This window comes from Roseofilum capinflatum BLCC-M114, assembly GCF_030068505.1.
Taxonomy (GTDB): Bacteria; Cyanobacteriota; Cyanobacteriia; order Cyanobacteriales; family Desertifilaceae; genus Roseofilum; species Roseofilum capinflatum.
In genome coordinates this window covers 160,695-172,840 of record NZ_JAQOSO010000084.1, presented here as the reverse complement: position 1 = coordinate 172,840, position 12,146 = coordinate 160,695, and the positions used below count along the sequence as shown (strand labels likewise).

The following is a 12,146-nucleotide window of genomic DNA, read 5'->3' as shown; positions in this document are numbered from 1 at the left end:
CAAAGGCGAAGTTAGGGGCAAGTTCGTTGCAGGTTTTATAATCGGCGATCGCCCCTTCCCAGTCTTGTAAGCCCATTTTGGCATTACCGCGATTGTTGTATGCCTGGGCATCATCGGGGTTAATCTCCAGGATATGATTGTAGTCTTCAATCGCTTCTGTATAGCGTCCTAACCCTTCTAAGGCGGCTCCCCGGTTGAGATAGGGATCGGCAACGGTAGGCATCAGTTCGATCGCTTCATTATAATCGGCGATCGCCCCCTCAAAATCTCCCTGACTCGCACGGGTAATCCCCCGATTGCTCCAAGCGGCGGCACTTTCGGGATAAGCCTCTAAAATTTGCGTCCAATCCGCTTCTGCTGTGGCAAAATCCCCTTGATTCGCTGCTGTAAACGCTTCCTGCGCCACGTCTTCTAAGTTCCTAGACTCATCCACCGCACTGATTAACCGGGGGGTAGCACTCTCTTGATCCCAAACCTGATGGGGAAATTCCCGCATCGAAATCGCCTGGGCTGGTAAAATAATACTAGCTACGAGAATGACGACAATTAACAGTCCTTTCCAAAGTAGATTCATAGGTGAGTGCTGCTATAAACAATTCTTTATATAGCTAGTCTAAATGAGTTATGCAACGAGAAATAGTCTAATCACTTAAATTTTATCTATTCTACATACAGCGCTTTGCGCTGTATCGGTGGACAGTAGGAAAAGATCCCCCCTTGCCCCCCTTAAAAAGGGGGGAATAGGAAAGTCCCCCTTTTTAAGGGGGATTTAGGGGGATCAAGATGTCCCACATAACAGCGAAAACTGCTGTATCATCTATGTTTCAACTTGATGCAATAACCGTTTATTCAACACAGGATAAGCAGTATCTACCAAGTGTCACCATTACCGGTGGCGCTGGCAATGACTTTATCTTCTAGAACCTAGACCCGAAGCAGAAAGGGCTATATTTTGAATTTTTAATGAATCGAAACTTCTGCCCGAAATAGCAACTTGTGCTGATAGCGGTATCCGGGGGCAACCACTGTTACCAACGTGCCTGGATCGGCTGTTCCTTGGGTGAGTTGATGCCATTGGGGATCGTAGGGAAGGCGATCGCCCACTGCTGCTATGGCTTCTAGTCCCCAACTTTGCACCAACCGCTCAACCGGCGTGACTAATTTTACCAAATTTACGGGCTTGATATTGGCATCCTGTTCCACCTTAGCCACGGCGATCGGCCAATAGCGTAACCAAGACTCTAACTGGTCTAAGCTCTCTCGCTCAAAGCCCTCTTTTAACTCTTGAGGTTGTTGTTCGAGTTGCCGTTGCAGGCGATCGTATTCTTGCCTTAGCTCAGTGACCGGATCGGGAAGTTTCGCCACAGCAGACAACAATTCTGGGGCAGAAATTTGTAAGGCAGTTGCTAACTGCAACAGTGTACTTATTTTCAGATCTTCTATCTTACCTTGACGGATACGCCGTAATTGTTTCATGGAGACTCCTGAAGCCTGACTTAAGGCTGTCCAAGAGTTAAACCCCACCTTTTCCATCAAGGGTTGGAAAACTGAGTTTAAGGGAAACTTTTCGTCGAATTGAGTCATTGATCTAAAGCTTTAAAGATCGGGCCGATTGAGGTTTTTGATATCAGTGATTCATAATTATAGACCCCTAACTTTGGCCCATTTGGGTACGCAGACGAGCCAATAATCTCCCTAGCTCTCCTACCCAAAGGATAATGGAGGTTCCACCCCAAATAACTAACCAATCGTACAAAGAAAGGGGAACTGTTCTAAAGAAGCCGCCGCCCCATTGAACAATAATGATCTGTCCAAAGACAATTACCGCAGAAATGATGATAAAGCCAGGATTCTCTTTGAGATTTTTGAACACGGAATCTTTTAAGCCAAAGCATTTAGCGTTAAATAAATTCCACCAGTTGACCATTACAAAGGTAGTAAAGAAGAGGGAGAGTTCATAGGGGTCAACGATTCCATCTTGCTGAATATAGAGGAGAAAGCCGACAAAAAAGATCAGGAAGACAAAGGCCACCGATAAGAGTTGTTTGGCCATCGATGGACTGATAATAAAGGCTTTGGGGTTGCGGGGAGGATGACGCATCACCATGGGATTGGGGGGATCGGTGGCTAGGGCGAGGGCGGCAAAGGTATCCATAATTAGGTTGACCCATAACAGTTGGGTGACGGTTAGGGGTAAATTGATGTTGATAAAGGGGCCGAGGAGGGCTATACCACAGGCAGCGACATTAATGGTGAGTTGAAAGAGGATAAATTTCTGGATATTCTGATAGAGCGATCGCCCCCACATGACCGCATTTTCAATACTCTTGAAGGAGTGATCTAGGATAATAATATCACTGGCTTCCTTGGCTACGGAGGTGCTTTCTTGCCCCATGGCTAACCCCACTTGGGCTTGATTGAGGGCGGGCGCGTCGTTGGTTCCGTCTCCGGTAACAGCCACAACTTCCCCATTCTCTTGTAAAAGTTTTACCAACCGTTGTTTATCCGCAGGACGGGCACGGGAGAGGACTTTTAAGGAGCGTACAGCCTCCCGCGCTTGGCGATCGTCGAGTTGGGCAAAGTCTTGACCGGTTAAGAAGCATTCCGGGCCATCCTCATCGGTGACTAAGCCAATTTGACGGGCGATATATTTGGAGGTGTTGGGATTATCTCCCGTGACGATTTTCACCCCAACACCAGCCCGTTGACAGGTTTTAATGGCTCTGGGAACATCGGGGCGAATGGGGTCAGCAATAGCCACAAAGCCTAACCAAATCATGCCTTGAGTCATCAGGCGCTCAATATCGATGTCCTCTTCGGGAGAGCAGTGGTCTAAGTTATCTCGATAGGCAAAGCCTAAGAGCCTCATACCATTGGCTTCGTAGGTTTTCATCTGTTCGGCGATCGCACTATGGCTGGGAATCGGTTGCACCCCTTTTTCGGTCACCCTATAGCTACATTGGGCTAGAACAATTTCCGGCGCTCCTTTAATATGAAGAATCGGGCGTTCCCGATGGCGAGAATAGCCCACAGTCGCCATATATTTACGTTCTGGGGAAAAAGTTAGCTGGTTTAAAGTGCGAAAACTTTCCCGTTCCTGCTCATAGCTACGCTGTTGAGTATCTAACCATAACAGCAGCGCTCCTTCCGTGGGATCGCCAATGGAGGTAACTTCTTCTTCGCCTAAATTCAGGTTACAACTGCGCTGTAAATTGGCGGTACTGTTAATGGCGATCGCCTCTGCAATCAGATCTAAGTCTCCCCCAATACAGGCCTCACTCACTTCCATCTTATTGAGCGTCAGGGTTCCGGTCTTATCCGAACAGATCACTGTGGTTGCGCCAATGGTCTCGCAGGCTTGCATTTGTCGCACCAGGGCATTTTGTCGGGTCATCCGTCGCATACTATAAGCCAGACTCAGCACCACACTCAGGGGTAAGCCTTCAGGAACCGCGACCACAATCACCGCTACAGCAATCATAAAATAGGTGAGTAGGGCAGTGGCTGCTTCTGTTGTAATCCAAGTTTGGGGGCTTTCAGGAACCCAATTTAATAGCCAACCTAGACCCAATCCTCCGGCTAAAACCAACACCCCGATCGCCAAACTTTTCAGCCATTGGACTAAACTTTCATCTTCTAACCATTCTGGCGCTTGCATTTGGGGTTTAATCAAGGTCAAGCCTTCATAGAGAATCGGCAACCACACCTTAATTAAGGCGATCGCCGCACTCACAATCACTAAACTGGTCACATACCACTGTTGGCCACTCAGATTAAACTCATCGGCAAAAATCCCCCGCACAATTAAGGCCGAATCAATTAACACGGCAATGACTAACCCACACACCCCAATCAACTGACTGAGGCGATCGAGTTGTTGATTCAGGGGGGTTTTTTCATCAGTTGGCCCAGCCGCCGCTCGTGCCGTTTTACCAATTTCCGTTTGATCACCAATGGCAATCACTTCTATGATTCCATGGCCATCCACCACAATAGTGCCGCGCATCACCTGATCCGGAGGATAGGCCGTAGAACTAACCGTCAGTTTCTCTAACTGGTGAGAAGTGACCTTGTTCACCGGGAGAGTTTCCCCCGTCAAGCTGGACTCATTAATCTGAAACGACACCGCACCGATCGCCAAACCATCGGCCGGCACTTCATCTCCGGCTTCGAGTAACACCACATCTCCAACCACAATCTCCTTTTTAGGGACTTTACTAAAAACACCATTACGGACAACGGTTACCGGAACTTCATCATTAACTTGATTGAGAATATTGAATTCTTGAGTGGCTTTATACTCATTGATAAAGGAAACGGTAGTGGCTAAAAAAATAGCGACCAAAATTCCCAGACCTTCCAGATATTCTCCATCCACAAAACCAATGGTCATGGCCAACAGCGCCGCCACAATTAAAATCCGAATAATAGGGTCTTCATACTTTTCTAGATAGAGTTCCCACCAAGGGGTTTGCTCTGGTGGGGTGAGGATATTCAGTCCATACTGTTGGCGACTGGCTTCAACTTCCGTAGCTGTTAGTCCCCACAGGTGTTTTGAGTCTTGGAGATCGGGTTGAGATTTTTGAATGGTCATTTGTTGGTTATCTTATACGAGGGTTTAAGCAGGGTTTTAAAATGGAGAGGTGCGGCACATCAAGCCGTTCCATATTTTTCTATCATGATTGAGTTTTGGCGAAAATGCACTCGTTACCCCTAATTGTTAAAGAAACGTTAAAAAATGCCGAATGGGACAGAGCAGAGTGTCGATATTCGCAGTAACTTATACTTACAAACCGAGTAAGATGGCTTATTAACGCACCTTACCTTAGCTAAAAATAGGGGTGATAAAAGTGAAGTCGGCCAAATCCCAGAAACGCTTTTTGGGGCTTTTCTCCTTGAGGAAACGCAGTTACGCCAAATAAGTATACGCCAGTGGTATTGGGATTTCTAACCGGATATAAGCCGAGGGTAAATTGGGTTCCAGGGGGAATGGGTTCCTCTAAGGTTAGGGTAATCGTGCGCTCTGCGATCGCTACCTCTTCTATTGTAAAGGATCGCCCCCGATTGCGGCGATCGCCTGCAAAAACCCTGGTTCGTTGAGCTTCATATCGAGGTACATCAAAGCCTTGCGTTTGACTGATTTCCAGCTTCTTAAGCGGTTCAGTGGCATCCTCTGGCAGTTCGATGGTAAAGTAATAGGCTGCACTCCAAGCACGAATGGAGTTGTTCGTCGTCGTCACGGAGATTAACCGGGGTTGTCCGGCAAAGGCTGTAATTCCATCTCGTAGAGTAACCGCATACATTGGCGCAGATCGGGAAAGGGTAGGATCGCCCACAGTGAAGGCCAAAAGACTAAACGGAAGAATTAATAGCTTATAATGCTGTATCCAATTACCCATTACCGATTACCCATTACCGATTACCCTAACTATAACATTCCTATTCGCTCCAGTAATCTCGGCCCACCCCTCTCCTAACCTGAACTTTCGCCCCTTCTTTTCTTTACGTTTCTTAACATTATTTGAAGTAAACCCTCCAAAAATCGTTAACCCGATCCGATAGATATAAATAAATATTGCACTATCGAGCAACTGAGTCCAAAGTTCGGTAGAACATAAAAGTAGAGAGTGTAAGAGGGAAACGAAATGGCAACTCTATCTGGAAGCAATCAAAAACATCTGAACTGGCAACAAATCCTCCTAGGCGCTCTAGGGTTTTGGCTAAGTGCAACCCTGATCGTCGATCTGGTAATTATGCCCATTTTGTATAGTGCCGGAATGATGACTCAACCCGGATTTGCATCAGCAGGCTATTCTATTTTTTGGGTGTTTAACCGTGTAGAAATTATCTGCGCTGCCTTAACCTTAACGGGCTTGCTCGTTTTAGAAAATCAACATCAACTATCAGAAGCAAAACGCCACACTGCTATTATCGTATCAGTCATTTTATTAGCGGTCGCTTTGGTAGACACCTATGGATTAACCCCACAAATGAGTGCCATGGGACTGAATTTAACCTTCTTTGAAACCGTGCGATCGCTGCCCTCAGAAATGATGCCCATGCAAATGGGATATTGGGCATTAGATTTGTTTAAAATCATCGGTTGTGGTCTAATTCTCCAACTCTGTAGCCCTTGGAGTACGGCGAAGAACTAAACCAACAACGACGACTTAACTCCAGTTTCCAACCCATGACTCAATTACAAGGCTATTTTAAGAGCCTTGTTTCTTTTTTTGTCTATTTGAGAGATATGTACAAGCAACGGTGGTTAGACTTACTACAGAATTATCGGGCGATCGCCGTCATCCGTTCTCCCGATCTGAAACTGGGGATGCAACTCGCTCACGCAGTGGCTCAAGGAGGCATGGGCTTAATTGAGATTACCTGGAATAGCGATCGCCCCGCCGATCTGATCGCCCTACTGCGCCAACAACTGCCCCACTGTACCATCGGCGCAGGAACCCTACTGACTAGCAATGACGTGCAACAGGCAATCGCCTGTGGTGCAGAATTTCTATTTTCTCCCCATACCCATCCCCCCCTGATCGAACAAGCCATCAAAGCCCATATTCCCATCATTCCCGGCGCTCTTACCCCCACCGAAATTGTCACCGCTTGGCAAACCGGAGCCAGTAGCGTCAAAGTCTTTCCCATTCAAGCCATTGGTGGAAGCCACTATCTTAAAAGCTTACATGGCCCTTTAGGTCATATTCCCCTCATTCCCACCGGAGGCGTTACCCTAGACAATGCCCCCGATCTGATTAAAGCCGGGGCGATCGCCGTCGGGTTATCCAGCCAACTCTTTCCCCCATCCCTAGTCAAACAACAGAATTGGCAGGCAATTTCAGACAACACTCGCCAACTTCTAGCACAATTACGCATGGATGATACATAGGTCTTCAGGCAAAATAGGAATAGCGATCGACTCTGCATCACTGCCATGAAAGCAATTATCCCTATCCTCACCCTCATTATGCTTGGAGCGCAAGGTATCCAACCTATCCCCACCTTCGCCCAAACCCCAACCCTAGAAGAGCAGGTTCAAACCCTGAAAAACTCCAGCCAACGCTGGATAGAAGTGAATATTGCCACCCAGCGCCTCACCGCTTGGGAAGGCTCCATTCCCATCTACAGCGTCATTATCTCCACCGGAAAAGCCTACCATGAAACCCCCAGAGGCAGCTTTGCCATCGAATCCAAACATGACGTTGCTCGGATGCAAGGAGATGGCTATGATTTGCCCGATGTTCCCTATACCATGTACTATTCTGGTCACTATGCCATCCATGGCGCGTACTGGCATCATCAATTTGGCACACCCGTCAGCCATGGTTGCGTGAATGTTGCCGTCGATCATGCCCAATGGCTCTTTAACTGGACAGAGTTGGGAACCCCCGTGATTGTTAAATAGTCGGGAATGCTCTTCGACTCCGCTTAGGGTGAGGGGAGTGGGGAATGGGGAGATACAGTTATGATGATAGATATGATGATAGATATGATGATAGATATGATGATAGAAACTCGATGATAGCAATTTGTTAACCCCACCCGCGATTATGAAAGGAATTTGGCTGGAAAACCAACAACTCCAACTGCGAACGGATTTATCTACCCCCACTCCTCCAGAAGGAGAAGCGTTAGTGAAAGTGTTGCGTGCTGGCATTTGTAATACGGATTTAGAGCTACTGCGCGGATACTATCCCTACACGGGGATTCTCGGTCATGAGTTTGTCGGTGTTGTAGCAGAAGGGCCAGAAAAGTGGGTGAATCAACGAGTAGTGGGGGAAATCAATGCTAGTTGTGGAGACTGTCGCTTCTGTCGGCGGGGAGAACCCACCCATTGCGAAAACCGGACAGTATTAGGCATTGTCAATCGCCATGGAGCGTTTGCCGATTATCTAAGTTTGCCAATTAAAAATTTACATCCGGTTCCCGATACGGTAGAGACGAATGCGGCCACATTTACGGAGCCGTTAGCTGCTGCTTTAGAAATTCAAGAGCAGGTATCGATTACTCCAGAGGATAGGGTTTTAGTGGTTGGAGATGGCAAATTAGGACAGTTGGTGGCTCAAAGCTTGGCGCTCACTGGATGCAACCTGTTGGCGATCGGTCGTCATCGGGAGAAGTTAGCCAATTTAGAAGCTCTGGGAATTTCCGTAGGGTTTGCGGATGATGTTCAAGAGGGTACATTCGATCGCACCGTGGAATGTACGGGCAACCCCCAAGGATTTGCGATCGCCGCTCGTGCCCTTCGTCCACGGGGAACCCTTGTCCTAAAAAGCACGTATGCAGGGAAGCTCACCTTCGATGCTTCTACCCTGGTGGTCAATGAAATCACGGTCATTGGATCGCGATGCGGCCCCTTTGATAAAGCCTTAGCTCTACTGGAAAACCATCGCATTGATATTCATCGTTTAATTCAGGCAGAATATCCCCTCAGCGAAGGACTGGAAGGGTTTAAATTAGCTCAACAAAAAGGGGCCTTAAAAGTCTTATTAAATATGGAAGAATAGGGCTAGACAGAATGCTCATTACCCATTACCAAAATGCCTGATTCTTCTAAATCATCTCGCTCTTTAGCGGGAATTGCGGGTTTAGTGGCGATCGCCACCTTAGTCAGTAAAGTGGCGGGTTTAGTCCGTCAACAGGCGATCGCGGCGGCGTTTGGAGTGGGGCCGGCAGTAGATGCCTATACCTATGCCTATGTGATTCCCGGTTTTCTGCTTATCCTCTTAGGGGGAATCAATGGCCCGTTTCATAGTGCCATTGTCAGTGCTTTAGCCAAGCGTAAACCGGAAGAGGCTGCGCCGTTGGTTGAAACGATTACAACATTGGTCAGTCTGATTTTACTGCCGGTTACCCTGTTTTTAGTGGTAGCAGCTGATCCCCTGATCAATTTGGTGGCTCCGGGACTGTTGCAAACGCCCGAAGGAATGGAGATTCATGCGATCGCCGTAGAACAATTGCGGATCATGGCTCCTCTGGCGCTCCTAGCAGGGTGGATTGGGATTGGATTTGGCACATTGAACGCGGGAGATCAATATTTTCTCCCCTCCATTAGTCCCCTGTTTTCTAGTTTGACCATTTTAGCCAGTTTAGGCGCTCTCTTCCTGCAACTTGGCTCCGATATCATCAACCCCGAATATGCTCGCATCGGGGGGCAAGTGTTGGCTTGGGGAACCCTTGGAGGTGCAGCGATCCAATGGTTTGCCCAACTGGTAGTGCAATGGCGATCGGGTTTAGGAACCCTGCGACTCAGGTTTCAGTTTCGCCAACCGGGAGTCGGTCAAATCTTGCGGGTGTTGGGCCCGGCGACCCTTTCTTCTGGCATGATGCAGATTAATGTTTATACTGACCTCTTTTTTGCTTCCTTCATCCCCCAAACCGCCTCAGCCTTGGGCTATGCGGGCTTATTGGTACAAACACCTCTGGGTATTCTCTCCAATATGCTTTTGGTTCCCCTGTTACCGGTCTTTTCCCGGCTTACGGAACCGGAAAATTGGCCAGAACTGAAGCAGCGCATCCGCCAAGGGATGATTCTCACCGCCCTGACGATGTTACCCTTGGGGGGGTTGATGATTGCCCTCAGTGATGCGATCGTGCGGGTGGTGTACGAGCGCGGAGCCTTTGACCCGCAAGCGTCCCAGTTTGTTTCTAGCTTACTGGTAGCCTATGGCATCGGCATGTTTGTTTACTTAGGCCGAGATGTATTAGTGCGTGTCTTTTATGCCCTCGGAGATGGTCAAACCCCTTTTCGGATCAGTGTTATTAGTATTGTCTTGAATGGGGTGTTAGATTATGTATTGATTCAAACTTTTGGCGCACCGGGTTTGGTGTTGGCCACAGTGGGCGTTAACTTGTTTTCCATGGTGGCAATGATTATTTTGTTGGATCGGAAAATTCAGGGTTTACTCTGGCAAGGGTGGATGATTCCGATACTGAATTTGACCCTAGTGAGTGCGATCGCCTCCTCCCTCGCGTGGTTTGTTAACGACACCTTAGAACAACTCTGGACAACCCCCACTTTTCTCTTCCATCTCCTGCAACTCTCCATTTCCGGCTCCATCGGTTTAGGGATTTTTGTTCTCCTCTGCCTCCCCCTAAAATTACCCGAAACCCAATCATTTATCGCTCGCATCCGACAAAAATTAGGACGGTAGTCTAGAGGGAATGCCGTTCCAGTCTACTCGCAGAAACCTCTTGACCCAGGGGGATTTTTACTGTTAAGATATATTGCGTAATGTTTATTACGCTGAAATCTATAGTTAACGGCCCTTAAATATATATGTCTCTTCCCATTCGCAATGTTGCCATTATTGCCCACGTCGATCATGGCAAAACAACTCTTGTGGATGCTCTGCTCAAGCAATCGGGTATTTTTCGCGAAGGAGAAGAAGTCCCCGATTGTGTCATGGATTCTAACACCCTGGAACGGGAGCGGGGAATTACAATTCTGTCTAAAAACACTGCGGTTCACTATAAAGATACCCTAATTAATATCGTTGACACCCCAGGCCACGCCGATTTTGGCGGTGAAGTCGAGCGAGTTTTGGGGATGGTAGATGGCTGTATCCTGATTGTAGATGCCAATGAAGGGCCCATGCCTCAAACCCGGTTCGTGCTGAAAAAAGCCCTGGAAAAAGGCCTGCGTCCGATTGTGGTGGTGAACAAAATAGATCGGCCCCAAGCCGATCCCTATGGGGCGATCGATAAAGTCTTAGATTTATTCCTAGAACTGGGCGCAGATGACGATCAATGTGAGTTTCCTTATCTATTTGCTTCGGGAATCCAAGGGTATGCCAAAGAAGACCTAGAAAGCGAAAGCCAGGACATGCAAGCCCTGTTTGAGTCGATTTTACATCACGTTCCCCCGCCGGTTGGCGATCCGGACAAACCGCTACAACTACAAGTAACGACCCTAGATTACTCAGAATACCTCGGTCGGATTGTGATTGGTAGAATCCACAATGGAACGATTAAAGCCAACCAACAAGCCGCTCTAGTCAAAGATAACGGGGAAATGGTCAAGTCTAAAATCTCTAAACTGATGGGATTTGAGGGTCTCAGCCGGGTAGACATGGAAGAAGCCTCAGCCGGATATATTGTTGCTGTCGCTGGGTTTAGTGATGCCAATATTGGAGAAACCATTACTTGTCCCAATGAACCCCAAGCGCTGCCCTTAATCAAGGTAGATGAGCCAACCTTGCAAATGACCTTCTCGGTCAATGACTCCCCCTTTGCAGGACAAGAAGGACAATTTGTCACCTCTCGCCAATTGCGCGATCGCCTCTTCCGAGAACTAGAAACCAACGTCGCTCTGCGTATCCATGAAACCGATTCCCCCGATTCCTTCCTCGTCTCTGGACGCGGTGAACTGCATCTGGGTATCCTGATTGAAACCATGCGTCGCGAAGGATACGAGTTCCAAGTCTCCCAACCCCAAGTGATCTATCGCGAAGTCAACGGCCAACCCTGCGAACCTTACGAATGTCTCATTCTGGACGTTCCCGAAGAATCCGTAGGCGGGTGTATGGAACGACTCGGCCAGCGTCGCGGCGAAATGCAAGATATGCAAATGGGAGGCAACGGCCGCGCTCAACTGGAATTTGTGATTCCTGCACGGGGTCTTATTGGCTTCCGAGGTGAATTTATGCGCCTCACCCGTGGCGAAGGGATTATGAATCATAGCTTCTTTGAATATCGTGGCCTAGGAGGAGACGTGGAAACCCGCCGCAATGGGGTCTTAGTCGCCTTTGAAGAAGGAACCGCCACCTTTTATGCCCTCAAAAACGCGGAAGACCGGGGCGTATTCTTCATTACTCCCGGAACGAAAGTCTATAAAGGCATGATTGTGGGCGAACATAACCGCCCCCAAGATTTGGACTTAAATGTTTGTAAAACTAAACAGCTCACCAACATGCGCTCTTCGACCGGCGATGAACTGGTACAATTGCAAGCTCCCGTACAAATGAGTTTGGAGCGGGCTTTGGAATATATTGGCTCGGATGAATTGGTAGAAGTTACGCCGGAAACAGTGCGCTTGCGGAAAGTAAGCAAAAAGCTGGCGAAGCGTTAGGAGTAAACCCTGTCTGCCCTGTCTGCCGACAGGCAGGGGACGTAGGGTGACGTACCTATAACAGAGAAAA

At 48.1% G+C, this 12,146-nt stretch carries 10 protein-coding genes; 6 read left to right on the top strand and 4 right to left on the bottom strand.

Translation table 11 applies throughout. The annotated features are described in order from the left end of the window. The 4 genes from PMG25_RS15990 to PMG25_RS15975 all read right to left on the bottom strand — a co-directional run. A partial coding sequence (locus PMG25_RS15990; RefSeq protein ID WP_283767895.1) for a tetratricopeptide repeat protein occupies positions 1 to 574 on the bottom strand: 574 nt, incomplete at its 3' end. Between the two features lie 386 nt (positions 575 to 960). Beyond that, entirely contained in the window at positions 961 to 1,584 is a 624-nt protein-coding gene (locus tag PMG25_RS15985) for a helix-turn-helix domain-containing protein (protein WP_283767894.1), read from the bottom strand. A 67-nt stretch (positions 1,585 to 1,651) separates the two neighbouring features. Next, positions 1,652 to 4,594 (bottom strand): calcium-translocating P-type ATPase, PMCA-type, encoded by a 2,943-nt coding sequence (locus PMG25_RS15980; RefSeq protein WP_283767893.1) that lies wholly within the window; start codon positions 4,592 to 4,594, stop codon positions 1,652 to 1,654. A gap of 235 nt (positions 4,595 to 4,829) precedes the next feature. Beyond that, positions 4,830 to 5,399, bottom strand: coding sequence for a DUF2808 domain-containing protein (locus PMG25_RS15975; RefSeq protein WP_283767892.1), 570 nt, complete (start codon positions 5,397 to 5,399; stop codon positions 4,830 to 4,832). Between the two features lie 246 nt (positions 5,400 to 5,645). Between PMG25_RS15975 and PMG25_RS15970 the strand changes: the two genes are divergently transcribed. The 6 genes from PMG25_RS15970 (at position 5,646) to typA (ending at position 12,076) form a co-directional block, all read left to right on the top strand. After that, positions 5,646 to 6,155: a DUF4149 domain-containing protein gene (locus PMG25_RS15970; RefSeq protein ID WP_283767891.1), complete on the top strand. Its 510-nt coding sequence runs from the start codon at positions 5,646 to 5,648 to the stop codon at positions 6,153 to 6,155. Between the two features lie 95 nt (positions 6,156 to 6,250). Further along, positions 6,251 to 6,895 carry a bifunctional 4-hydroxy-2-oxoglutarate aldolase/2-dehydro-3-deoxy-phosphogluconate aldolase gene (locus PMG25_RS15965; protein ID WP_347178852.1) on the top strand — a complete coding sequence of 215 codons (645 nt, stop codon included), beginning with the start codon at positions 6,251 to 6,253 and terminating at the stop codon, positions 6,893 to 6,895. Positions 6,896 to 6,940: 45 nt separating this feature from the next. After that, complete coding sequence (locus PMG25_RS15960) at positions 6,941 to 7,411, top strand: L,D-transpeptidase (protein ID WP_283767889.1); 471 nt, start codon at positions 6,941 to 6,943, stop codon at positions 7,409 to 7,411. Between the two features lie 145 nt (positions 7,412 to 7,556). Next, positions 7,557 to 8,513, top strand: coding sequence for an MDR/zinc-dependent alcohol dehydrogenase-like family protein (locus tag PMG25_RS15955; protein WP_283767888.1), 957 nt, complete (start codon positions 7,557 to 7,559; stop codon positions 8,511 to 8,513). Positions 8,514 to 8,546: 33 nt separating this feature from the next. After that, the gene (murJ, locus tag PMG25_RS15950) at positions 8,547 to 10,160 is read left to right on the top strand and encodes a murein biosynthesis integral membrane protein MurJ (RefSeq protein WP_283767887.1); all 1,614 of its coding nucleotides are present in this window, start codon (positions 8,547 to 8,549) and stop codon (positions 10,158 to 10,160) included. Positions 10,161 to 10,285: 125 nt separating this feature from the next. Continuing rightward, on the top strand, positions 10,286 to 12,076 hold the full coding sequence (typA, locus tag PMG25_RS15945; protein ID WP_283767886.1) for a translational GTPase TypA: 1,791 nt from the start codon (positions 10,286 to 10,288) through the stop codon (positions 12,074 to 12,076). Positions 12,077 to 12,146 lie beyond the last annotated feature (70 nt).

Coding starts and splice junctions, on each gene's coding strand:
- PMG25_RS15985 (WP_283767894.1), bottom strand. CDS start 1,584: ATGACTCAATTCGACGAAAAGTTTCCCTTAAACTCAGTTTTCCAACCC.
- PMG25_RS15980 (WP_283767893.1), bottom strand. CDS start 4,594: ATGACCATTCAAAAATCTCAACCCGATCTCCAAGACTCAAAACACCTG.
- PMG25_RS15975 (WP_283767892.1), bottom strand. CDS start 5,399: ATGGGTAATTGGATACAGCATTATAAGCTATTAATTCTTCCGTTTAGT.
- PMG25_RS15970 (WP_283767891.1), top strand. CDS start 5,646: ATGGCAACTCTATCTGGAAGCAATCAAAAACATCTGAACTGGCAACAA.
- PMG25_RS15965 (WP_347178852.1), top strand. CDS start 6,251: ATGTACAAGCAACGGTGGTTAGACTTACTACAGAATTATCGGGCGATC.
- PMG25_RS15960 (WP_283767889.1), top strand. CDS start 6,941: ATGAAAGCAATTATCCCTATCCTCACCCTCATTATGCTTGGAGCGCAA.
- PMG25_RS15955 (WP_283767888.1), top strand. CDS start 7,557: ATGAAAGGAATTTGGCTGGAAAACCAACAACTCCAACTGCGAACGGAT.
- murJ (WP_283767887.1), top strand. CDS start 8,547: ATGCCTGATTCTTCTAAATCATCTCGCTCTTTAGCGGGAATTGCGGGT.
- typA (WP_283767886.1), top strand. CDS start 10,286: ATGTCTCTTCCCATTCGCAATGTTGCCATTATTGCCCACGTCGATCAT.